The sequence below is a fragment of the Streptomyces sp. NRRL F-2580 genome, assembly GCF_000720115.1.
GTDB lineage: Bacteria > Actinomycetota > Actinomycetes > Streptomycetales > Streptomycetaceae > Streptomyces.
Map to the genome: position 1 here is coordinate 87,592 of NZ_JOIR01000002.1, position 21,015 is coordinate 108,606.

Sequence of the window (21,015 nt, forward strand, 5' to 3'; positions counted from 1 at the left end):
GGGGCCTCCTTGGAGAAATCAGGTGAGTGGCACGGCGCGCTACGACCTCCCCGAGGCGGACGACTTCACCCGGCCCTACTGGGACGCGGCGGCCGAGGGCCGGCTCCTGCTGCGCCGCTGCGGGGACTGCGGGCGGGCGCACCACTACCCGCGCGAGTTCTGCCCGTACTGCTGGGCCGGCGAGGACCGCGTGACGTGGGAGACGGCGAGCGGCCGGGCGACCCTCTACACCTGGTCGGTGATCCACCGCAACGACCTCCCGCCCTTCGGCACGCGCGTCCCGTACACGGCCGCGGTGGTCGACCTCGCGGAAGGCCCGCGGATGATGACCGAGGTGGTCGCCTGCGAGGCGGCGGACCTGCGCATCGGCATGCCCCTGACGGTCACCTTCCGCGAGGCGGCGGACGGGGTGTGTGTGGCGGTCTTCCGGCCGGGTCAGGGCCAGAGCAGCTCACGGACCCAGGAGCCCTCGGCGGTGCGGCGGTAGCGCAGGCGGGTGTGCCGGCGGGTGGGGTCGCCCTGGAAGAACTCCACCTCGTCGGCGTCCAGCACGTACCGGGTCCAGGTCGGAGCCGGCGCGTCCGGCTCGGCTCCGGCCCGCTCCCACGCCCGCTCCGAGGCCCGGACCAGGTCCTCGGCCGACTCCAGCACCTCGCTCTGGTGCCCGGTGAGCGCGGCGGCGAGCGCCCCGCGCGAGCGGACCGCCAGGTCCGCGCGGCTCTCCTCGGGCCCGCAGGCGATGACCCGGCCCCGGATGCGGACCTGCCGGGCCACGGTCGGCCAGTAGAACCCGAGCGCCGCCCGCGGCTGCCCGGCCAGCTGCACGCCCTTGGTGCTGGTGGCGTGCGAGGCGAAGTGCCAGCCCCGCGCGTCGGCGTCGTGCAGCATCAGCGTCCGCACATCGGGCCGCCCCGCGGCGTCCACCGTCGCCAGGCTCATCGTGTGCGGCTCCAACTGCCCCGCCCGGGCGGCGTGCACGAACCACGCCCGGAACAGCGGGAGCGGCTCGGCGGGCGCGGCGCCGGTGTCGAACCCGGGGAGGGGGGAGTCCCACACGCGCAGGGAGTGCAGGGTGGCGTGGAAGTCGTCACTGCCGATCGTCATGCCCCCAGGCTAGGCCGTCGCGATATTTTCCCTGACGGACCGATGAGTTCGGTGTCCGATCGCGGTCATCACTGCGACAGAACCAAACCGAAGGAGAGAAACCATGGCCGAGCCGGTGAAGGGCCCCGCGAGCTACTTCCCCTCGATCGAGAAGAAGTACGGGCGGCCGATCGCCGAGTGGCAGGACCTCATCAGGTCCTCGCCGCTGACCAGGCACATGGAGCTCGTCGCCTGGCTCAAGACGGAGCACGGGCTGGGGCACGGCCACGCCAACGCCCTTGTCGCGCACACGCTCGCCGAGGGCGTATAGCCCCGCCGCTTGTGCCGTGCCGGCCCCCGCCCGTGGCTCGGCCCCGGCCCCCGCTCCTCAATCGCCGGAGGGGCTGGATTGTGCGGCGGAGGCCGGAGGGTGCGGCGCAAAGATCGGGGCTCGGCCCCGGCCCCCGCTCCTCAATCGCCGGAGGGGCTGGATTTGTGCGGCGGAGGCTGGAGGGTGCGGCGAGGCCGGATGGTGGGGGGGCTGAGCGGTCGGGGCAGCCAGGCCGGTTGGGCCGGGGTCGGGTGTGTGTCGGGGCGATCCCCGCAGGGCGTCGAACGCACTTCCGCCAGACTCTCCGACCCCTCGTCACGTTCGGCGCCCGAGGAGACGCCCCGGCGCGCGCCCGGCCCCGGCCCAACCGGCCCCCCGCCAACCCCGCCCGCCCGGCCCCGGCCCAACCGGCCCCCCGCCCGCTCGGCCCGGGTGCACCCCCCGCTCGGCCCCGGTGCAACCGGCCCGGTTCAGCCCCGGCCCAGCAGTACCGTGCCCGAGGAGCAGAACCAGCCGCCCGTGCCCGAGGCCAGGGCGATCTCCGGGAGGCGGCCGTCGCGTTTGGTGACCTGGCCCGGGCCCGCCTCGCCGCGGAGTTGGCGGACGGCCTCGACCAGCAGGAACAGGCCGCGCATCCCGGGGTGACAGGCCGAGAGGCCGCCGCCGTCGGTGTTGACGGGGAGTTCCCCGTCGCACAGTAGGCGGCCCTTCTCCACGAAGGCCCCGCCCTCGCCCTTCGCGCAGAAGCCGAGGTCCTCCAGGGTCACCAGGGTCATGTAGGTGAAGGCGTCGTAGATCTCCGCGAGGTCCACGTCCGCCGGGGTGAGGCCGGCCCGCTCGAAGGCGATGCGGCCCGAGACCGCCGCCGGGGACACCGTGAAGTCTTCCCACTCCGACATCGTGGTGTGCGAGACGGAGGTCCCCGAGCCCAGGATCCAGACCGGAGCCTTCGCCGTGTCCGGTACGTACTCCTCTGCGGCCAGCAGCACCGCGCAGCCGCCGTCCGAGCGGATGCAGCAGTGGAGTTTGGTGAAGGGGTCGGCGATCATCTCGCCCGACAGGACCTCGTCGACCGTTATCGGGTCGCGGAACATCGCGTCCGGGTTGGTCGCCGCGTTGGCCCGGGTCTGTACGGCGACCGCGGCGAGCTGCTCCAGCGTGGTCCCGTACTCGTGCATGTGCCGGCGGGCGGCCATCGCGTACTTGGAGATCAGCGTGTGCCCGTAGGGAACCTCGAACTGGAGCGGTCCGCGGGCCCCGAAGGAGAGGTTCGAGGTGCGCCGGCGGGCCTTGATGTCGGCGCGCGCGGTGGAACCGTAGACGAGCAGGACCGCGTTGGCGTGGCCGGCGGCGATGGCGTCCGCCGCGTGGGCGGCCATGACCTCCCAGGTCGAGCCGCCCACCGAGGTGGAGTCGACCCAGGTGGGGCGCAGGCCGAGGTACTCGGCCACCTCGACGGGCGCGAGCGTGCCGAGGCCGGCCGAGGCGAGGCCGTCGATGACGGAGCGGTCCAGGCCGGAGTCGGCCAGGGCGCGCCGGGCGGCCTGCGCGTGCAGGGCGTAGGGGGTGGGGCCGTCCACCCGGCCGCAGTCCGAGAGGGCGACGCCGACCACCGCGACCCTCCGGCGGGCGCGGGAGGCGGTTCCAGGTGTGAGTCCAGGCATGGGAAGGACGGTACATCTGACGTACCGTCAGATGCTAGAGCCCCGGGCGCCGCCCCGCCCCCAGACCGCCCTCGCTCCGGGCGCTGACCCGCGCCGCCCTACCCGCAGGCCGCCCTCGCCCCGGGCGCCGACGCGCCCGCAGGCCGTCTCGCTCCGGGCACCGCCCCGCCCGCAGGCCGCCTCGCTCCGGGCATCGCCCCGCCCGCAGGCGGCCCTCCCCGGGCGCCGGCCCGTCCGCAGGCCGCCCTCCCCGGGTGTGGGCCCGCCCGCAAGGCCATCTTCGCCCCGGGCGCGGGCCCCCCATCGGCGCCCGCAACCCGCCCTCGCCGCCCCCTGTGCATCTGCCGCCGCCGGGCCTAACATGACGGCCCGTCAGATATGCCCCCGGCCGCCGCCGGGAGGTGCCCCCAGGAGGAGCCAGACGATGGATGCCGCCTTCACCGCGGAGCAGGCCGAGATACGCCGCACCCTGCGCGAGATCCTGGGCAAACGCTGCGGCCCCGACGAGGTCAAGGCCGCGGTTCGCACAGCCCCCGGACACGACCGCGAGCTGTGGCAGCAGCTCGCCGAGCGGCTCGGGCTGCCCGGCCTCGCCATCGCCGAGGAGTACGGCGGCGTCGGCTGCACCCCCGCCGACCTGGCCCTGGCCTGCGAGGAGACCGGGCGGGCGCTGCTGCCCTCGCCGCTGCTGGCCACCGCCGCGCTCTGCGCGCCCCTGATCGCCGCCCTCGGCACCGACGCCCAGCGCTCCGCACTGCTCCCGCCGCTCGCGGCCGGCGGGCTGACCGCCGCTCTCGCCGTACCGGGCCCGGCGCTGGCCACCGCGCTCGCGCTCACCGGCGACGACAGCGCAGGGCACTGGTCCGGCGGCGGCCGCGCGGGCGGGATCCAGGCCCGCGCCGACGCCGCGGGCGCCGGCTGGCGGCTGTACGGGGAGGCCGCCCAGGTGCTCGACGGGCACAGCGCCCCGCTGCTGCTGGTCGCCGCGCACACCGGGGGCTTCGCCCGCAGCCGCACGCTGCTGTTCCTCGTACGGGAGGACGCGCCCGGGCTCGTACGGTCCCGGCAGGCCGTCCTGGACGAGACCCGCCCGCAGGCCCGGATCCAACTGCGCGATGTACCAGCGGAGTTGCTCGGCGACGAGGAGGGCGACGTGGTGGGCGCCCTCGCCGCCACCGGGCGCACCGCCTCCGCGGTGCTCGCCGCCGAGGCCGTCGGCGCGGCCGGGCAGGCCCTCGCCCGAACCGTCGAGTACGTACGCCAGCGGGAGCAGTTCGGCCGGGCGATCGGCTCCTTCCAGGCGGTCAAACACCGGCTCGCCGACCTGTACGTACAGGTGCAGGCCGCCCGCTCCGCGGCCTACTACGCCGCCTGGGACCCGGACCAGGGCGGCCTCGCCCTCGCCCAGGCGCTGGAAGCCCTGCGGGTGACCGCCGGCGAGGCGATCCAGCTGCACGGCGGCATCGGCTTCACCTGGGAACACGACGCACACCTCTACTTCAAGCGTGCGGCGGCCGACGAACTGCTCTTCGGCCCGGTCCACCGGCTGCGGGCGCACGCCGCGGACCGCGCGGGCCTGTTCGCCGCCCCGGCCCCGGCCCCGGGCCCCGCCGCGCCCACGGCGGCCGTACCCACGGCGGCCGCGGCCGCTCCCCACGTCCCGCCCGCCCAAGAGAAGGTGGCCGTCTGATGGCTCCCGTGGCACGCGGCGTCAAGCTGATGCAGAAGGTCTCCTCGACCATGCTCTTCGCCAAGATCGCACCGCACTTCATCCCGGCCCTGGACAAGGCGGTGCACAAGCTCACCCGCGGCAAGGTCATGCTCAGCGCCCAGATGCTGCCGGGCGTGATCCTCACCGCCAAGGGCGCCAAGACGGGCGAGCCGCGCACCACCCCGCTCGCCTGCATGCCGGAGAACGGCGGCACGAGCTGGGTCCTGATCGGCTCCAACTTCGGCCGGCCCGGGCACCCGGCATGGACCGGGAACCTGCTCAAGCACCCGGACGCGGACGTGAGTTGGCAAGGCCGGGACATTCCCGTACGGGCCCGGCTGCTGGCGGGGGAGGAACGCGCTGCGGCATGGCAGGCGGTGCTGGGGTTCTGGCCGCCGTACGCGACGTACCAGGCGCGCATCGAGCGCGAGATCCGGTTGTTCCGCCTGGAGCGTCGCTGATCCCGGGCGGTCGTGCACGCGGCGCGGGCCACGGGCACGGGAGGTGCCGGCGCGGAGCCGCCCAAGGCGGCGTGAGGTCGCCCAAGGCGGCGGATCCCAGGAGGGATCCGCCGTTACCTGGTCGGCTTCTTGCCCGTGATGCCGAGGTGGACGAGCAGCGCCAGGTTCGGCTTGAGCTCGGCCTGCTTGACGCCCCAGGTCTGGAAGCCCTTCTGGTGCGAGGCGACCGCGGCCAGCATCGCGACCAGCGAACCGGCCATCGCCGCGGGGCTGACGTCCTTGTCGACCTTGCCCTTGGCCTGGAGCTCCTTCATCGACTCCGTCAGGGAGTTGGTGACCGAGTTCAGGATCTTCATGCGGATCTTGTAGAAGCGCTTGTCGCCCTCGGCCGCACCGAGGTCGACGACCCGCAGGATCGCGTCGTTGCGGCGCCAGAACTCCAGGAAGCCCTCGACGAGTTCCTCGGCGGCGGACCAACCGGACTTGCCGACCCAGGTCCGGCCCTCGACGAGCGACGTCAACTGCGCGCCCTCGGTGGCCATTTGTTCGGCGATCTCCAGGACGGCGCCCTCGACGTCCGGGAAGTACTGGTAGAAGGTCGCGGGGGAGGTACCGGCCTTGCGGGCGACGTCGATCACTTTGACGTCGCGGTACGGCGAGGAGCTGAGCATCTCGCTGAGGCAGTCGAGCAGCTTCTGCCGCGTCGCCTGGCCGCGCCGGCCGGCGACACGCCCGTCGACGGTGCGTACTTGTCCTGTCATGCCGTCAGCTTACCGAGGGGTGATCGGCGCGCTATTCGGCCGCCTGCAAATGGGGTTACGGGGTCCCTGGCCTGGGCGGGAGGCGGTCCGAAGCGTTTCGGCGGCCGATTTCCGGACGGTCCGGCCCCGGGCGCGCCCCCGGTGCGGCCCCGTAGTCGCGGCCCGGGCGTGTCGCCCGGTTCCGCGAGGTTTCCCCCGAATAGTCTTATCAACAGGCTGTGGACAAGTTTTCGGACGGATCATGGCTGAGAGAGGTGAGAGGGTACACACCCCCGCACAACGGAAGGAACCGGGCCCATGGCCGCATTCGCGGAAGGCGCACCCTGCTGGGTGGACGCCTCGCTTCCGGACGTCGAAGCGGGCAAGCGCTTCTACGGCGAGCTGTTCGGGTGGACCTTCGCGGACAGTGCGGGCGCCGAGTACGGCCACTACACGCAGGCCTACAGCCGCGGCCGCAACGTCGCCGCCCTCGCCCCCAAACCGGACGGCCGGATGCCCACCGTCTGGGGCGTCTACCTCTACACGACCGACGCCTACGCCTGCGCCCAGCGCATCCGCGCCGCCGGCGGCCAGATGGTCATGGACCCGATGCCGGTGGGCCCGTACGGCACCGCCGCCATGGCCGCCGACCCCGGCGGGGCCGTCTTCGGCCTGTGGCAGCCCGGCACCCACCACGGCTTCGATGCCCAGCAGGAGCCGTACACGTACTGCTGGAGCGAGGTCTACACGCGGGCCCGCGACGCCGTCGACGTCTTCTACGCCAAGGTCTTCGGCTACGTCCCGCAGGACCAGGACGACGCCGGCGTCGAGTACCGCATCTGGTCCCCGCCCGGCAAGGCGCCCGGCACCGACACCGCGGTCCTGGGGCGCAGCCTGATCACCGACGCCTTCCCGGAGGCCATGCCCGCGCACTTCCTCGTCTACTTCGCCGTCCCGGACTGCGACCAGTCCGTCGCGATGGTGCAGCGGCTCGGCGGCCGGATCACCGCCGACCCCTTCGACACCCCGTACGGGCGCATCGCGGTCGTCGCCGACAACCAGGGGGCGGTCTTCGGGCTGCTCTCGGAACCCCGCACCAAGGCGGACTAGGTGTGTTCCGGCGGCCCCACCTCTCCGACCGCCCCGACCCCGCACGAGCGGGCCCGGCGGCCCCTTCGCCGAGCAGATCACACCGCGCTGCCCGACGTGCCGGGGCCGGACCCGGTCCGGGCCTGACAGAATCGGGGTTGCGCGACCCGGGCGGCGCCCGGAGTGAGACGCTGCGCGGGGCCCAGGGCCCCGTGTCGGTGGAAGCGGGCCCGGCGAGGGCCCGTACGGGGAGGTGTGGAGGCGAGTGGTGGAGCAGCTGACGCAGCACGACCCGAGACGGATCGGCCCCTTCGAGGTGCTGGGACGGCTCGGCGCCGGCGGCATGGGGCTGGTCTATCTCGCGCGGTCCGCGTCCGGACGGCGGGTCGCGATCAAGACGGTGCGCACCGAGCTCGCCGAGGACCAGCTGTTCCGGGTCCGCTTCACCCGCGAGGTGGAGGCGGCCCGCGCCGTGTCCGGCTTCTACACCGCGGCCGTGGTCGACGCCGACCCGCGCGCCGCCGTGCCGTGGCTGGCGACCGCGTACGTCCCGGCGCCCTCCCTGGAGGAGATCGTCAACGAGTGCGGGCCCATGCCCGCCCAGGCCGTACGGTGGCTCGCCGCCGGCATCGCCGAGGCCCTGCAGTCCATCCACGGCGCCGGCCTCGTCCACCGCGACCTGAAGCCGTCCAACGTGCTCGTCGTCGAGGACGGCCCGCGCGTGATCGACTTCGGCATCGCGAGCGGGGTCTCCAACACCCGCCTGACCATGACGAACGTCGCCGTCGGCACCCCCGCCTACATGTCGCCCGAGCAGGCGAAGGACTCGCGCAGCGTCAAGGGCGCCAGCGATGTCTTCTCGCTCGGCTCCACCCTCGTCTTCGCCGCCACCGGGCACCCGCCGTACCACGGGGCGAACCCGGTGGAGACGGTCTTCATGCTGCTGCGCGAGGGGCCCAACCTGGAGGGGCTCCCCGAGGAGCTGCGGCCGCTGATCGACTCCTGCATGCAGATGGACGCCACGCAGCGGCCGACCCCGGCCGACCTGCAGGCGCAGCTCGCCCCGCACCTGTTCGACGGCGGCGACGACAGCGGCACCGCCTCGGCGTGGCTGCCCGGGCGGGCCGTCGCGATGATCGAGGCCCGGCGCGCGGGAAACCGTACGCCCGCCGCCGCCGTCGTACCCGCGCCCGCCCCCGGCCGGGACGCCGGCTCCGGCCCCGCCTCCGCGGGCGCCACGCACCGCCGCCCGCGCGGTGGCGCCGATCCGTGGGTGGACCCGCGTACCGGCCAGGCCGTACCGCCGCGCCCGCACCGCCCGCCGATGTCCCCGGCGCCCTCCGGCGAGCCGGTGCGCCTGGGCGGGTCGCCGGTGCCGATCGGGCCCGGTCCGCGCGCGACCGCCGCGGCCCAGGCCGCGCACGCCCCCGTCGCGGACTCGGCGACCGGCTGGGTCCGGCCGCCCGGCGGGGCGGCGGCCGTCACCCCCTCCGCGGTGGCGGTACCGAACCCGGGCCCGGCACCGGACAGCGGCCGCTGGCGCCCGTGGCGCTTCCGTATGTCCAACGAGGTCTGGGGCACCCCCACCGTCGCCGGCAACCTGCTGTACGTCACCTCCTTCGAGGTCCACGCGCTGGACGTGGCGAGCGGCCGCCGCCAGTTCAAGACCCGCGACGTGGCCTGGTCCATGGCGGTCTCCGACGGCCGGATCCACGCCTCCGACGGCCCCTCCCTCTATGCGCTCGACGCCTCCGACGGCTCCGAGCGGTGGCGGCTGTCCGCCGACGCCTGGGTGTACGCGCTGCGCGCCGACCGCGGCACGGTCGTCACGGCCACCCGCGGCGGCGGCGTACAGGGCTGGGAGGCCTCCAGTGGCCAGAAGCTGTGGGAGCTGACCGGCGCGCAGAGCGACTTCGAGACCCCGGAGGCGGCCCCCGTCCTCCACGACGGCACCGTGTACGTGTGGCAGGACGCCCGGCTGCGCGCGCTCGACGCCCGCAGCGGCCGCGAGTCCTGGTCGTACCCGGTCGGCGACGCGGCCTCCTGCGGGAACGTGCCCGTGCGGGTCACCCCCGCCCCCGACGGCAACGTCTACATCGCGGCCGGCACCCGGGTGCTCTCCGTGGACCGGGCCTCGGGCCGGGTCCGCTGGCACTTCGAGGCCCCCGCGGTCTTCCTGGCCGCGCCGGCCTTCGCGCCGGGTGCGGCCGTCACCGGCGGCGGGGTCTACCTCGTGGACTACCTGGGCACCGTCTACGCCCTCGACGCGGCCACCGGCCACGACCGCTGGCGGATCGCGACCGAGTCCCGGCAGTCCTCGGACCCGGTGGTCGTCGCGAACGGCAACGTGCACCTGGGCGCGGGCAGCGCGCTCTACACGCTCGACGCCGTCACCGGCACCCCGAAGTGGCGGTTCGCGGCGGGCGGCGAGATCACCGGCCTGCCGGCGGTCGCGGACGGCCGGGTGCACTTCGGTTCCGCCGACCACTGCCTCTACACCCTGGACGCGGCGGGCGGCCAGCTCCGGTGGAAGCTGGCCACGGGCGGCGAGATCACGGGAGCGCCGGTGGCGGAGGCGGGCGTGGTGTACGCGTGCAGCAAGGACCGCTGCGTGTACGCCCTGGACGCGGCGAAGGGGACGGGCACCCGGACGAGCGCTTGACCTGCATACGGGCGGGGCTCCGGCCCCGCCGCGCGGGGAACCGCACCGGGAGTGACAGGATGGACCCCATGAGCAACGTTTACTTCGACATCACCATCAACGGCGCGCCCGCGGGCCGCATCGAGTTCAAGCTCTTCGACGACGTCGTCCCGAAGACCGCGCGCAACTTCCGCGAGCTGTGCACCGGCCAGAACGGCTACGGCTACGCGGGCTCCGGCTTCCACCGCGTCATCCCGCAGTTCATGCTGCAGGGCGGTGACTTCACCAACCACAACGGCACCGGTGGCAAGTCCATCTACGGCGAGAAGTTCGAGGACGAGAACTTCCAGCTGAAGCACGACCGCAAGTACCTGCTGTCGATGGCGAACGCCGGCCGCAACACCAACGGCTCGCAGTTCTTCATCACCACCGTCCTGACCCCGTGGCTCGACGGCAAGCACGTCGTCTTCGGCGAGGTCGTCTCGGGCCAGGAGCTCGTGGACCAGATCGAGGCCCTGGGCACCCAGTCCGGCGCCCCCAAGGGCAAGGTCGAGATCGCGGCCTCGGGCGTCGTCGACGCCGCCTGATCGCACTCCGCCAGTACGGCCGGTCGGCCCCGCCCCCTTCCCGGGGGCCGGGGCCGCCGCCGTGTCCGGGACATCACAGCGGTATCGGCACCGCCGCCCGGATCACCCTCAGCATGTGTTCGTAGGATGACCCCTTGATCAGGCAATCGCGATTACGGGGGCGATTCGGCATGACGACCTTCGACACGGAGTGGGCAGGGCTCAAACAACAGGCGGCGGCCGGCGTGGACATGCGCCTCGCGAGCGCCGCAGCGGCACCTGACGGAGGCGGCAGCGGCGATCTGACGTCCGACAGGGCCGTCTGGAACCGGGCGAGCCAGGACCTCGGCGGCCTGTCGACGAGCATCAAGGGCGCCTTGGGCGCACTGGAGACGGGTCAGAAGGGCGCCGCGGTCGAAGGCGTCCAGAGCGCCACCGCGCACCAGGAGCTGTACCAGTCCTGGAAGACGTACCTGGAGAGCCTGTCGGGCAAGTGCACCTCCCTCCAGGGGCCGCTGGAGAAGGCCGGCAAGGGCCAGTACGACAACGACGAGGCCATCAAGGGCGGCTTCGCGCAGATCAACGGGCAGTACAAGGACACACCCGCCACCGGCGGCAGCGGCGGGGGACGGTGAGTCTGAACCATGGACTACGCAGCACTCGTGGCCCTGAAACCGTCCGAGTTCACCGAGGCGGCCGACGGGTTCAAGGCCGTCAGCGATATGGCGGACCACGCGTACGGTGACACCGAGGGCCAGATATCGGCGCGACTGCGGGCCGGTCTCGACGGCGTCGCCCTGGAGGCGGCGCTGGGATCGCTCCGGGAACTGGCGAAGAACTTCCACTACACGCAGGTCGAATGCGGCCTGGCGGCGACCTCGCTGAAGGCGTTCGCGGCCGCGATGACCGAGGCGAAGAAGAAGCTCGCGGACGCCGTTGAGGACGCGGAGCACCAGAAGTTCAGGGTGGGGGCCGACGGCTCGGTGACCTACCCGCCCGGCGGTACGGAGAAGGACGGGAAGCTGCCCGAGGGCGGCACCGTCACCGGCAGCGCCAAGGGCAAGCCCTCGGGGAACGTGATCGACCCCACGAAGGACGCCAACGACCTGTCCAGCGCCCTGGAGCGGCAGGCGGCGAACATCCACCCCAATCCGAACTTCGGCAAGGCGGTGGAGATCGCCAACCGCATCGCGCAGGCCGTCGCCGAGGCGACCGAGGCCGACGCCCTGTGGGCGCCCAAACTGCGCAAGCTCAAGGCGGACGACGACCTGGTCGTCTCCGACAAGGACTGGGCGGACGTGGAGAGCGACACCTCCGAGGTCCGCAGCGGCGCGAAGGACTACCTGGACCACATCAAGCCCCCGCCCAAGGGCGACGACCCGAAGGCGAACGCCGACTGGTGGAAGGGCCTGAGCCCGGACGAGCAGTCCGCGTACCTGTCCCTGAACGGGGCGGAGGTGGGCGCGATGGACGGGCTGCCCTCGGTGGTCCGCGACGAGGCCAACCGCACCGTACTGGCGGAGACCAAAGCCCAGTTCCAGATCAGGCTGGACGGGATCCCCCCGCAGCCGCAGAAGTACGTGCCCTCGGGCAGGGACTACCCCGCGGTCGTACTCAACCCCGCCTGGTCGGAGTGGGACGAGAAGTACGCCAAGGACAAGGCTTTCCTGGACAAGAACCTCAAGGGCATGAACGCCATCCAGGCCCGGTTCGACGCCACGGGCACGGACGGCCTGCCCGAGGCGTACCTGCTGGGCTTCGACACCAAGGGCGGCGGCCGGGCCATCGTCGCCAACGGCAACCCGGACACGGCGGCCCACACCGCGGTGTTCGTCCCCGGTACGTACACCGACATCACGAAGTCCGAGACCTACATCGGCCACATGTCCAAGCTGTGGAAGGAGACCCACGCCCAGCTCCCCGGCGAGAACGTGTCCACCATCACCTGGATCGGCTACGACGCCCCGCAGAGCATCGTCCCCGAGGCCATGAAGGAGAAGTACGCCCACACGGCGGCGCCCGACCTGAACCACTTCATGGCCGGTCTGGAGCAGGTCCAGGGCGGCGACGAGAAGAGCCACACCACACTCATCGGCCACAGCTACGGCAGCACGGTCGTGGGTGCGTCATCGAACGCCGGTGACCTGCGCACCGACGACATCATCGCCGTGGGCAGCCCCGGCATGCTGGTCGGCCACGCCAAGGACCTGGACGTCGGCGCGGACCACGTGTGGTCGGAGGCGGCCGGCTTCACCAAGGACCAGGTGCCGGCCGGCGGCAAGGCGGCCGGGCTCGGCGGCGGTGCCCACTGGTACGAGGAGCTCCTGCCCTTCGGTTACGCGTGGGGGTCGAACGTGCCATCCGACGAGGATTTCGGGGCCCATATCATGGAAAACGACGCCAATGATCACGGGGACTACTGGAGGAAGGACTCGAAGAGTCTTGAGAATCAGGCGAATGTCGTCGCCGGTCATTACGACAGGGTCACCCGTGGCTGACACGAAGACCCGGGACCGGGTCGCCGGCCGCCGGGTTTCCGGATCTCTGCGGATCAAGGCTCTCGCTGTCGTCCTTGCCGGATCGCTTTCCATGCTGTCTATGGGGTGTTCGAACGTGAAAGAACTGAATTACGAGCCCGTCAGGATGGATCCCGGTCCGGCGCGCACGAAGACGAAGCAGGTCTCCAGCCGCCTGCTGGAGATGACCGGCGTCAAGGGCAAGGTGACCGAGCCCGGCCCGAGTGTGTCGCGCTGCAGCGAGTACGGCGACGACCTGTTCGCCACGGAGCACCCCTGGTCGGTGTACGAGATTTCCGACGCGCAGGTCGAGGAGGGCATGCAGAACCTGCGCAAGGCCCTCGGCGAGAACGGCTGGAAGATCACCAAGGACGGCAAGGCCAACAGCCAGGCCCAGGACCCGGAGATCTACGCCGAGAACAAAGCCGAGCAGTTCGACGTGCACGTGACGGGCCGCAGGAAGACGGAGACCGGGCAGTCGATGCTCCTGTTCAAGGTCGTCTCCGCCTGCTTCCGCGCGGCCTCGGCCTCCGACCTCGACGGCCAGTACTGACCCTGACCCGGCCGCGTCAGGGGCGCTCCGCCGGGGGGTAGGCCTCCGGGGGCGTCGTGGTGGTGTGCGGCGGCAGCGGGCGGACGCGGCGGGTGGGGCGGCCGCGCATGACGGCCGCCGCCAGCACGAGCAGGGCGCCCGCGCCGAAGGCGTTGGCGACCCCGTCGCCGAGGCCCATGCCGTCGACGCCCACGGCGAGGCCCTCGGCGGCCTGGCCCTGGCGGATCGTCCACAGCACGCTGAAGGCGAGGACGACGACCCCGGCCACGGCCATGAGCAGCCGCGAGCGCAGCACGATCGCGATCAGCGCGAGCAGGGCGGCGACGAGGAAGGGCAGCAGGAGCGAGGTCAGCAGGGCGGACTTGTGCGCGGTGATGCCGGCGGCGGTGAAGAGCTCATAGACGCGGTAGTCGCGTCCGTGACGGCCGTCGTACCAGGCACGGAAGGGACTCCAGACGGCGGCCGCCGCTCCGATCAGACCCATCAGCGAGCCGAGTACGTTGCGGATCATGCCCGGCCCTTCGAGCTAGGGGTCTCGATCCCGAGGCTACGCCCGGCGCCTGCGGTGCGCATGTGGGGGCGGTCGGACGGAGTCCGGCCCAGCGGCCCGAAGCCGCAGAGGCCCCCCGGGGCCGAAGGGTGCGAGGGGTGCGTTGGGGCGGTCCGGCGGGGTCGGTCCGTCCTGGCCGGTTACCGGCGCGGCGGTGCACTGATAGCGTGGCCCGCCGTTGTCCAGGGGAGGGGTTCGGGCCATGGTGGCTGGGCGTCGCATCAGGTTCACCGCGGTGCTGGTGGCCGTCGTGTTCGCGCTGACCGGGTTCTCGTCGCACGGCGGAAGCAGCAGCAGCGGGAGCAGCGGCAAGAGCAAGAGCAAGAGCAAGAGCAGCAGCAGCGGGGGCGGCTGCTCCAGCTCCAAGAGCAAGAAGAAGAAGAGCCACGGCAACGGGAGCAGCAGCAGCCCGACACCCTCGGCGAGCGCGACGTCGGCGCCCGCGCGGGCCGTGCTCGTCAGCTGCGTCGGCGCGGACGCCAAGGGGGCCACCGTCCAGGTCACCTCCACCGTGGACGCCGAGCGCACCGTGCGGGTGCCGGTGACCTTCAGCGGTGCGAACGGTGCGACCCTCGACGCCGGCTCCGTGAAGGTCACGCTCAAGGCGCGCGAGAGCCGGACCGTCGTGGTCCCGATGACGGTCCCGGGCAAGGCCGCGGACGTGAAGAACTGCCTGGTGGGTACGGTCGACCGGGCGTAGGCCCCACGCGGCCGGACGCCGTCCCGCCCGGCCTCACCGCACCCGCGGCTCCGGCCCCCCGCGCCGCCCCGTGAACAGCTCCGCCTGCCGCTCCGGTGCCAGGTTCCCCAGCGCGATCAGGGCCGGGGCCTGGGCCAGGGCCTGCTGGAGCGCGGCCTGCTTCGCCGACCACAGGGCCCGTACGGTGCCCTGCACGGCCTCGGTCGGGAAGCCGGCCAGGGTCTCCGCCGCCCGCAGGGCCGCCGGCAGCAGCCCGTCCGGGGCGGTCAGCTCCGAGACGAGCCCGATCTCGTGGGCCCGGCGCGCCGAGAGCCGCTCGGCCGTGCCCATGAGGGACATCCGGGCGGCCTCGCCGAAGGGCATGCGCTGCGCCATGTAGACGGCCTCGTAGGCGCTGACCATGCCGTACGTCGTGTGCGGGTCGAAGAAGGTCGCCGTATCGGAGGCGATCAGGAACTCCGCCTCGCCCAGCAGGTAGAAGGCTCCGCCGCAGGCCATGCCGTTGACGGCGGCGACGACCGGCTTCCACAGGTCGCCGGCCTTGGGGCCAATCGCGATCAGCGGATCGTCGGCCGAGTACGGGGAGCCGGGCTGCGGCACCTCCACGCCGCGGTCGATGCCGGTGCAGAAGGCGGCCGTCCCGGCGCCCGTGAGCACCACCGCCCGCACCTCCTCGGCGAACCGGAACTCACGCCAGACCGCGCTCAGTTCGTCCGCCGTCTCCAGGTCGATCGCATTGTGCTTGCGCTCCCGGTCCAGGGTGACGACCGCGACCCCGGTCGCCTTGTCCCGCTCCACCCGTACGGTCACGACTTCTCCAGCAGCCAGCGCGGCACGGCCATCCCGCCGATCTCGGTGAAGGCCACCTGGACCCGTGCGCCGATGCGCAGCCGGGCCGGGTCCATCGAGTCCAGCGGGGCGTCGGCCGAGGTCACCAGGTTCCCGGCGAGCCGGATGTGCGGGGCGTCGGCGAGCTCCACGAGGACCACGTTGTACGGGGCCTGCGCGGCGTAGGCGGGCAGCAGCGGCGGATGCGGCCGGACGTACGACCAGATCCGGCCGCGGCCGCTCATCCGGCGCCACTCGCTGTCAAAGGATCCGCAGTGCGGGCAGCAGGGGCGGGGCGGGAAGCGCAGCCGGCCGCAGGCGGCGCAGGCCTGGACGCGGAGCTCGCCCCGGGCGGCGTACTCCCAGAAGGGGGCGCCGTCCTCGTCGGGGACGGGCAGGAGCAGCTCGGCCGCGGCCTCGGCGGCGGCTTCGGAGGCGGTGGTCATCGGTCGGTCAGCTCCTCAGCAGGATCGCGGACGTCGGGACACCCTCGCCCGCCGTCACCAGGCAGGTCGCGGCGTCCGGCACCTGGGCGGTGGAGATGCCGCGCAGCTGCTTGACGCCCTCGTTGATCAGGTTGAAGCCGTGCACGTACGCCTCGGACAGGCCGCCGCCCCCGGTGTTGATGGGGAGCCGGCCGCCCGTCTCCAGGGCCCCGCCCTCCGTGAAGGCGGCGCCCTCGCCGCGCCCGCAGAAGCCGTAGCCCTCCAGCGAGAGCGGGATCAGCGGGGTGAAGGCGTCGTAGATCTGGGCGACGTCCACGTCCTGCGGCCCGAAGTCGGCCTGCTTCCACAGGTGGCGGGCGGCGGTCCAGGCGGGACCGGAGAGCGGGTCGTCGTTCCAGTAGTTGACCATGCCGTGGTGCTGGGAGGGCAGGCCCTGGGCGACGGAGTGCACGTAGACGGGCTTCTGGCGGCAGTCCCGGGCGCGCTCGGCGGAGACGATCACGCAGGCCAGCGCCCCGTCGGTCTCCAGGCAGTTGTCGAAGAGGCAGAGCGGGTCGCTGATCATGCGGGAGGTCATGTACATCTCGCGGGTCAGCGGGCGTTCGTACATCATCGCGGCGGGGTTGGCGTTGGCGCGGTTGCGGCAGGCCATGGCCACGTTGAAGAGGTGGTCGCGGGTGGCGCCGTACTCGTGCATGTAGCGGCGGGCCAGCATGCCGATCTCGTCGGCGGGGCGCAGGAGCCCGAAGGGACGGGTCCACTGGCCGGGGGTGGGCAGCTGGACGGCGGTGTTCTTCCACGGGCGCGGGCCGGAGCCGCGTTTGCGGGAGCGCCAGGCGACGCCGACGGTGGCCTGGCCGGTGGCGACGGCGGAGGCGAGGTGGCCGACGGTGGCGCAGGAACCGCCGCCGCCGTAGCCGATCTTGGAGAAGAAGGTGAGGTCGCCGGCGCCGATGGCCTTGGCGACCTCGACCTCGTCGGTCTCCTCCATGGTGTAGGAGGAGAAGGCGTCGACCTCGGAGGGCTCGATGCCGGCGTCGGCGAGGGCGGCCAGGATCGCCCTGCAGGCCAGTTCCTTTTCGGACTGCGGCAGTCGTTTGGCAAAGGCGGTCTGCCCGATGCCCACTATCGCCGTAGCGTCCTTGAGCGTTGCCGCCATCGCCACCTCCGGGGTGCGCCAGTACTGACAGCCGCGAAGGCTACAGCTAATCTGACGGATAGTCAGCTACTGGGTTCGCGGGAGGATGACACGCATGGGCGACGACGCACGCGCAGACCTGCGCTGGGGCAGCATCGCGGGGCTCGTCCGGGCGGCAGCGGTACGGTACGCCGACCAGGAGGCGGTCGTCGACGGCCGCGTCCGCATCAGTTACGCGCAGCTCGGCGAGCGCGTCGAGCGCGCCGCGGCCGCCTGCATGGCCGCCGGGGTCGAGCCCGGCGACCGGGTCGCGGTCTGGGCGCCCAACACCCTGGAGTGGATCGTCTCCGCGCTCGGGGCCGTCTCGGCGGGCGCGGTGCTCGTCCCCCTCAACACCCGGTTCAAGGGCACGGAAGCGGCGTACGTCCTCCAGCGCAGCCGGGCCCGGCTGCTCTTCGTCACCGGCACCTTCCTCGGCACCTCCTACGTCGCCTCCCTGCGCCGGGCCGCGGGCGAGGGCCCCGGCTCCGGGCCGCTGCGCGGACTGCCGCACCTGGAACAGGTCGTCGTCCTCGCCGAGGACGCCCCCGAGTCCTTCCGCACCTGGAAGGACTTCCTGGCGGGCGGGGACCGCGTACCGGCCGGAGCCGTCCGCGAACGCGCCGCGTCCATCCCCTCCGAAGCCCCCTCCGACATCATCTTCACCTCCGGCACCACCGGCAGCCCCAAGGGCGCCGTCATCACCCACGCCCAGTCCCTGCGCTGCTACGACGTCTGGTGCGAGCTCGCCGGCCTGCGCGAGGGCGACCGCTACCTGATCGTGAACCCCTTCTTCCACACCTTCGGCTACAAGGCCGGGATCATCGCCTGCCTGATGCGCGGGGCCACGATGGTCCCGCAGCCCGTGTTCAACGTGGACACCGTCCTCGCCAACGTCGCCGCCGAGCGGATCTCCGTACTCCCCGGGCCGCCCACCCTCCACCAGTCCCTCCTCGACCACCCCCAGCGCGACCACCACGACCTCTCCGCGCTGCGCCTGGTCGTCACCGGCGCCGCCGTGGTCCCGCTGCGGCTCGTCGAGCGGCTGCGCGGCGAGCTGCGCATCGCCACCGTCCTCACCGCGTACGGGCTCTCCGAGGCCAGCGGCATCGTCACCATGTGCCGGCGGGGCGACCCCGCGGAGATCATCTCCGAGACCTCCGGACGGGCCATCCCGGACACCGAGGTGATGATCGTCGGCGCGGACGGCACGCCGCGGCCGGCCGGCGAGGCCGGGGAGATCGTTGTCCGCGGCTACCACGTCATGCAGGGCTACTTCGAGGACCCCGACGAGACCGCCAAGGCGATCACCCGGGACGGCTGGCTGCACACCGGCGACGTCGGGTTCAAGGACGCGCACGGCAACCTGCGCATCACCGACCGGATCAAGGACATGTTCATCGTCGGCGGCTTCAACGCCTACCCCGCCGAGATCGAGCAACTCCTCGGTCTGCACCCGGACATCGCAGACATCGCGGTCGTCGGGATCCCCGATCCGCGGCTGGGCGAGGTCGGCAAGGCGTACGCGGTCCGCCGCCCCGGCTCCACGCTCACCGCCGACGACCTGATCGCCTGGTCCCGGCGGGAGATGGCCAACTACAAGGTGCCGCGCGCGGTGGAGTTCGTCTGCGAGCTGCCGCGCAACGCGAGCGGCAAGGTGCTCAAGCGCGAGCTGCGGGCCCGCTGAGCGCCGTCCCGGCCGGTGCTCGGCGGGCGGTGCTCGGCGGGCGGTGCTCAGCGGGCGTACGAGCCGAGGCCGATCAGGCAGTACACGTACTGGTTGAGGACGGTCCCGCCCCGCGTGTAGCGGTAGGAGAACGCGTACTGCGTCTTGGGGTTGGAGTTGCAGCGGTCCATGTCCGAGGTGCCGGGGATGCTCTCGATCACCTTGTAGTGCGCGTCGGACGCCGAGCAGGAGACCTCGTCCACGCCGGTGACGGTCGTCGGGGTCGTCGAGTCCGGCAACTGTCCGTTGAGGCAGGTGCCCCGGTCGAACGGGCTCGGCTCCGGGGTGGGTACCGGAGCGGGTGCCGCGCTGTACGCGGTGGGCGCGGGGTCCGGGGCGGCGGTGGTGGGGTCGGGGGTCCGCGGCGTGTACGAGGGGGTGTACGAGGGGGTGTACGAGGGAGTGGCCCACGCGCTGGACGAATGGGTCGGGGTGGGGGAGGCGGAGTTCTTGCCGTTGTCGTCGTCCCCGCTGTTCACCGCGATGAAGACGACGACGATCACGGCGGCGACCAGGAACGCCGCGAGGCACCCGCGGCCGTTCGCCATGGAGGACGGGGCGGGCTGCGGCGTGCTGCCCGCGCCCCCGCCCCCGCCTGCGGTCGCGCCCAGCCTGCCGGTCGCGAACGCCGCCCCGACCCCGGCCCCGGCCCCGGCCCCGGCTCCTGCCCCCGCACCGCCCCCGGACACGCGGATGCGCAGCAGTAACTCCTGCTCCCCGACACGGGCCCGGACGAGGTCGCCGTTCCGGCAGGCCGGGATGCGCAGCCGGGCCGGCCCGTTCGCCAGCTGAACGGGGAGGATGACCCCGTGGGCGGCCTGCTGAGGGGTGATCGTTATGGGCATTTCCTGCGACGACACCGGCTGCTCCAAGGGGTGAGGGTGGTGCGGTAGCGCGCTGCCTGACGAACCCTCGTCGATTGTGTCCCCTGCACCGGTGGTGACGCAGTGATTCCGCTAGGTGGGGCGGCGGGCCAGCACCAGCCGCCAGCGCGGAGCGCCTCCGCTCTGCCGCCCGAAGTGCTCCAGCGGCACGGTCTCCACGGTGAAGCCCGCGGCCTCCAGGTCCCGGCGGACCCCGCTGAGCGGGAAGGTCCGGTAGTACATGACGAAGGACGGCCGCCACACCGCGTTGCGCACCCGCATCGCCGCGTCGAAGCCCGCCGCCACCCACCACACCGCGGAGCTCGCCGGGATCGGGGCGCCGATGGGGAAGGCGAAGACCCCGCCGGGGCGCAGGGCGCGGTGCACCCCGGCGAAGAGGGCGGGCCGCTCCGACGGGAGGAAGTGGCCGAAGGCGCCGAAGCTGACCGCCAAGTCGTACGCGTCCCCGAGCGCGGGCGGCAGGGCCCGCGCGTCGGCCCGTACGAAGTCCACGCGCTCGTCCGGGTGGGCGCGCTGGGCCTCGGCCAGCATGCCGGCGCTGAGGTCCACCCCGGTCACGCGGTCCCGGCACAGCCTCCGCAGCATGCCGATCGCGGCGCCGGTGCCGCAGCAGACGTCGAGCCCGGCGCCGAAGGACCCCTCCCGCTGGGCGAGGGTCTCCTCCACGGCGTCGAGCATCCGGTCAGGGGTGCGGAAGGGCGTGTGGTCGAACTTCGGCGCCAGCAGGTCGTAGCCGCGCTCGATCGAGGAGAGGCCCTGCACGGCGAGTTCGCGGACGCTCGGTCCGTGGGAGGAGAACACGCACCCAGCCTATGCCGCGGCCCGGAGCCCAGGGCGGACCGGAGGCGGACGCACGCGTGCGGCGGTCGCGATGGCTCCCCCTCCGAGCCACCGCGACCGCCGTTCCCCCGTTGAATCCCCCGTACGTCTTGCGTTCTTGCGTGGTGCGTCCCGTGTCCTGCGTGGTGCCGGGCGCCTGCTAGGGGCGCGGACCGGACGCGTGGTTGTCCAGCGTCTGGATCTCCTCGGCCGGAGTCGGCGGAGCGGGAACCGGAGCAGGAGCGGGCGTCGGTTCGAGCGGCTTGATCTCGATGCCCGAAGCGTGGTTGTCCAGGGTCTCGACGTCGACGCCCGGGGCGTGGTTGTCGAGCGACTTGCCGTCGGCGTCGGTCGGCAGGATGTTCTCGTTCGTCGTCATCGGTTCTCCTGGTGGATGGGTGGGGCCCGCTCGGCGATTCCCCCGATGACCGCCGAGCGGGTAGTCCTCCAACCGACCCGGGTGCCCCCCGACGCGCCGGGTCGATGCACCTATCGTGCCGACCGGCGATAAACGAACGATGAACGCCTCG

At 72.9% G+C, this 21,015-nt stretch carries 22 protein-coding genes; 12 read left to right on the forward strand and 10 right to left on the reverse strand.

Features of this window, described 5'->3' with window-relative positions; translation table 11 throughout:
• Positions 1–22: 22 nt before the first annotated feature.
• Entirely contained in the window at positions 23–487 is a 465-nt protein-coding gene (locus IF88_RS0102065) for a Zn-ribbon domain-containing OB-fold protein (RefSeq protein ID WP_051836302.1), read from the forward strand.
• Here the strand turns inward: IF88_RS0102065 and IF88_RS0102070 are convergent.
• Positions 436–1,104, reverse strand: coding sequence for a pyridoxine/pyridoxamine 5'-phosphate oxidase (locus IF88_RS0102070; protein ID WP_030706783.1), 669 nt, complete (start codon positions 1,102–1,104; stop codon positions 436–438). The genes IF88_RS0102065 and IF88_RS0102070 overlap by 52 nt on opposite strands.
• A 103-nt stretch (positions 1,105–1,207) precedes the next feature.
• On the opposite strand from IF88_RS0102070, the gene IF88_RS0102075 reads away from it, so the two are divergent.
• Positions 1,208–1,414, forward strand: coding sequence for a DUF4287 domain-containing protein (locus IF88_RS0102075; RefSeq protein ID WP_030706784.1), 207 nt, complete (start codon positions 1,208–1,210; stop codon positions 1,412–1,414).
• Positions 1,415–1,884: 470 nt separating this feature from the next.
• Here the strand turns inward: IF88_RS0102075 and IF88_RS0102080 are convergent, their stop codons facing one another.
• Positions 1,885–3,078 carry a thiolase C-terminal domain-containing protein gene (locus tag IF88_RS0102080; RefSeq protein ID WP_030706785.1) on the reverse strand — a complete coding sequence of 398 codons (1,194 nt, stop codon included), beginning with the start codon at positions 3,076–3,078 and terminating at the stop codon, positions 1,885–1,887.
• A 424-nt stretch (positions 3,079–3,502) separates the two neighbouring features.
• Between IF88_RS0102080 and IF88_RS0102085 the strand changes: the two genes are divergently transcribed.
• Complete coding sequence (locus IF88_RS0102085; protein ID WP_051836304.1) at positions 3,503–4,768, forward strand: acyl-CoA dehydrogenase family protein; 1,266 nt, start codon at positions 3,503–3,505, stop codon at positions 4,766–4,768.
• Complete coding sequence (locus IF88_RS0102090) at positions 4,768–5,250, forward strand: nitroreductase family deazaflavin-dependent oxidoreductase (RefSeq protein WP_030706788.1); 483 nt, start codon at positions 4,768–4,770, stop codon at positions 5,248–5,250. Before IF88_RS0102085 ends, IF88_RS0102090 begins: the two co-directional genes overlap by 1 nt.
• A gap of 113 nt (positions 5,251–5,363) precedes the next feature.
• On the opposite strand, the gene IF88_RS0102095 is transcribed toward IF88_RS0102090, so the two are convergent.
• Positions 5,364–6,011 (reverse strand): TetR family transcriptional regulator, encoded by a 648-nt coding sequence (locus tag IF88_RS0102095; RefSeq protein ID WP_030706789.1) that lies wholly within the window; start codon positions 6,009–6,011, stop codon positions 5,364–5,366.
• Between the two features lie 297 nt (positions 6,012–6,308).
• Between IF88_RS0102095 and IF88_RS0102100 the strand changes: the two genes are divergently transcribed.
• From IF88_RS0102100 to IF88_RS39940, 6 genes are all read left to right on the forward strand, one after another.
• Positions 6,309–7,100 (forward strand): VOC family protein, encoded by a 792-nt coding sequence (locus tag IF88_RS0102100; RefSeq protein ID WP_030706790.1) that lies wholly within the window; start codon positions 6,309–6,311, stop codon positions 7,098–7,100.
• 247 nt (positions 7,101–7,347) lie between these two features.
• Positions 7,348–9,741, forward strand: coding sequence for a serine/threonine-protein kinase (locus tag IF88_RS0102105; protein WP_037805431.1), 2,394 nt, complete (start codon positions 7,348–7,350; stop codon positions 9,739–9,741).
• Between the two features lie 68 nt (positions 9,742–9,809).
• Entirely contained in the window at positions 9,810–10,307 is a 498-nt protein-coding gene (locus IF88_RS0102110) for a peptidylprolyl isomerase (RefSeq protein WP_037805432.1), read from the forward strand.
• 170 nt (positions 10,308–10,477) lie between these two features.
• On the forward strand, positions 10,478–10,921 hold the full coding sequence (locus IF88_RS0102115) for a hypothetical protein (protein ID WP_030706793.1): 444 nt from the start codon (positions 10,478–10,480) through the stop codon (positions 10,919–10,921).
• A 9-nt stretch (positions 10,922–10,930) separates the two neighbouring features.
• Positions 10,931–12,784: an alpha/beta hydrolase gene (locus tag IF88_RS0102120; protein ID WP_030706794.1), complete on the forward strand. Its 1,854-nt coding sequence runs from the start codon at positions 10,931–10,933 to the stop codon at positions 12,782–12,784.
• Positions 12,785–12,899: 115 nt separating this feature from the next.
• On the forward strand, positions 12,900–13,355 hold the full coding sequence (locus IF88_RS39940; RefSeq protein ID WP_158754271.1) for a hypothetical protein: 456 nt from the start codon (positions 12,900–12,902) through the stop codon (positions 13,353–13,355).
• 16 nt (positions 13,356–13,371) lie between these two features.
• On the opposite strand, the gene IF88_RS0102130 is transcribed toward IF88_RS39940, so the two are convergent.
• The gene (locus IF88_RS0102130; protein WP_199808015.1) at positions 13,372–13,866 is read right to left on the reverse strand and encodes a hypothetical protein; all 495 of its coding nucleotides are present in this window, start codon (positions 13,864–13,866) and stop codon (positions 13,372–13,374) included.
• A gap of 241 nt (positions 13,867–14,107) precedes the next feature.
• Between IF88_RS0102130 and IF88_RS46380 the strand changes: the two genes are divergently transcribed.
• On the forward strand, positions 14,108–14,605 hold the full coding sequence (locus IF88_RS46380) for a hypothetical protein (protein WP_030706797.1): 498 nt from the start codon (positions 14,108–14,110) through the stop codon (positions 14,603–14,605).
• A gap of 33 nt (positions 14,606–14,638) precedes the next feature.
• Here IF88_RS46380 and IF88_RS0102140 read toward each other — a convergent pair whose 3' ends face one another.
• The 3 genes from IF88_RS0102140 to IF88_RS0102150 are packed head-to-tail and all read right to left on the reverse strand — an operon-like array spanning position 14,639 to position 17,038.
• The gene (locus IF88_RS0102140; RefSeq protein ID WP_030706799.1) at positions 14,639–15,415 is read right to left on the reverse strand and encodes an enoyl-CoA hydratase/isomerase family protein; all 777 of its coding nucleotides are present in this window, start codon (positions 15,413–15,415) and stop codon (positions 14,639–14,641) included.
• A complete protein-coding gene (locus tag IF88_RS0102145; protein WP_051836307.1) occupies positions 15,412–15,879 on the reverse strand; it encodes a Zn-ribbon domain-containing OB-fold protein in 468 nt (155 codons plus the stop codon). The genes IF88_RS0102140 and IF88_RS0102145 overlap by 4 nt, the downstream gene beginning before the upstream one ends.
• A 7-nt stretch (positions 15,880–15,886) precedes the next feature.
• Positions 15,887–17,038: a lipid-transfer protein gene (locus IF88_RS0102150; RefSeq protein WP_030706801.1), complete on the reverse strand. Its 1,152-nt coding sequence runs from the start codon at positions 17,036–17,038 to the stop codon at positions 15,887–15,889.
• Between the two features lie 94 nt (positions 17,039–17,132).
• On the opposite strand from IF88_RS0102150, the gene IF88_RS0102155 reads away from it, so the two are divergent.
• Positions 17,133–18,743: a FadD3 family acyl-CoA ligase gene (locus IF88_RS0102155; RefSeq protein ID WP_030706802.1), complete on the forward strand. Its 1,611-nt coding sequence runs from the start codon at positions 17,133–17,135 to the stop codon at positions 18,741–18,743.
• A 47-nt stretch (positions 18,744–18,790) separates the two neighbouring features.
• Here the strand turns inward: IF88_RS0102155 and IF88_RS46385 are convergent, their stop codons facing one another.
• From IF88_RS46385 to IF88_RS0102170, 3 genes are all read right to left on the reverse strand, one after another.
• Positions 18,791–19,642, reverse strand: a complete 852-nt coding sequence (locus IF88_RS46385) for an LppU/SCO3897 family protein (protein ID WP_030706803.1) — start codon at positions 19,640–19,642, stop codon at positions 18,791–18,793.
• Positions 19,643–19,738: 96 nt separating this feature from the next.
• Positions 19,739–20,467 (reverse strand): class I SAM-dependent methyltransferase, encoded by a 729-nt coding sequence (locus IF88_RS0102165; protein ID WP_030706804.1) that lies wholly within the window; start codon positions 20,465–20,467, stop codon positions 19,739–19,741.
• A gap of 178 nt (positions 20,468–20,645) precedes the next feature.
• Positions 20,646–20,864: a hypothetical protein gene (locus IF88_RS0102170; RefSeq protein ID WP_030706805.1), complete on the reverse strand. Its 219-nt coding sequence runs from the start codon at positions 20,862–20,864 to the stop codon at positions 20,646–20,648.
• Between the last annotated feature and the right edge of the window lie 151 nt (positions 20,865–21,015).

What these genes read in the sequence shown, in the direction of transcription:
- IF88_RS0102070 (WP_030706783.1), bottom strand. Translation starts at nt 1,104, where the DNA reads ATGACGATCGGCAGTGACGACTTCCACGCCACCCTGCACTCCCTGCGC.
- IF88_RS0102075 (WP_030706784.1), top strand. Translation starts at nt 1,208, where the DNA reads ATGGCCGAGCCGGTGAAGGGCCCCGCGAGCTACTTCCCCTCGATCGAG.
- IF88_RS0102080 (WP_030706785.1), bottom strand. Translation starts at nt 3,078, where the DNA reads ATGCCTGGACTCACACCTGGAACCGCCTCCCGCGCCCGCCGGAGGGTC.
- IF88_RS0102085 (WP_051836304.1), top strand. Translation starts at nt 3,503, where the DNA reads ATGGATGCCGCCTTCACCGCGGAGCAGGCCGAGATACGCCGCACCCTG.
- IF88_RS0102090 (WP_030706788.1), top strand. Translation starts at nt 4,768, where the DNA reads ATGGCTCCCGTGGCACGCGGCGTCAAGCTGATGCAGAAGGTCTCCTCG.
- IF88_RS0102095 (WP_030706789.1), bottom strand. Translation starts at nt 6,011, where the DNA reads ATGACAGGACAAGTACGCACCGTCGACGGGCGTGTCGCCGGCCGGCGC.
- IF88_RS0102100 (WP_030706790.1), top strand. Translation starts at nt 6,309, where the DNA reads ATGGCCGCATTCGCGGAAGGCGCACCCTGCTGGGTGGACGCCTCGCTT.
- IF88_RS0102110 (WP_037805432.1), top strand. Translation starts at nt 9,810, where the DNA reads ATGAGCAACGTTTACTTCGACATCACCATCAACGGCGCGCCCGCGGGC.
- IF88_RS0102115 (WP_030706793.1), top strand. Translation starts at nt 10,478, where the DNA reads ATGACGACCTTCGACACGGAGTGGGCAGGGCTCAAACAACAGGCGGCG.
- IF88_RS0102120 (WP_030706794.1), top strand. Translation starts at nt 10,931, where the DNA reads ATGGACTACGCAGCACTCGTGGCCCTGAAACCGTCCGAGTTCACCGAG.
- IF88_RS0102130 (WP_199808015.1), bottom strand. Translation starts at nt 13,866, where the DNA reads ATGATCCGCAACGTACTCGGCTCGCTGATGGGTCTGATCGGAGCGGCG.
- IF88_RS46380 (WP_030706797.1), top strand. Translation starts at nt 14,108, where the DNA reads ATGGTGGCTGGGCGTCGCATCAGGTTCACCGCGGTGCTGGTGGCCGTC.
- IF88_RS0102145 (WP_051836307.1), bottom strand. Translation starts at nt 15,879, where the DNA reads ATGACCACCGCCTCCGAAGCCGCCGCCGAGGCCGCGGCCGAGCTGCTC.
- IF88_RS0102150 (WP_030706801.1), bottom strand. Translation starts at nt 17,038, where the DNA reads ATGGCGGCAACGCTCAAGGACGCTACGGCGATAGTGGGCATCGGGCAG.
- IF88_RS0102155 (WP_030706802.1), top strand. Translation starts at nt 17,133, where the DNA reads ATGGGCGACGACGCACGCGCAGACCTGCGCTGGGGCAGCATCGCGGGG.
- IF88_RS0102170 (WP_030706805.1), bottom strand. Translation starts at nt 20,864, where the DNA reads ATGACGACGAACGAGAACATCCTGCCGACCGACGCCGACGGCAAGTCG.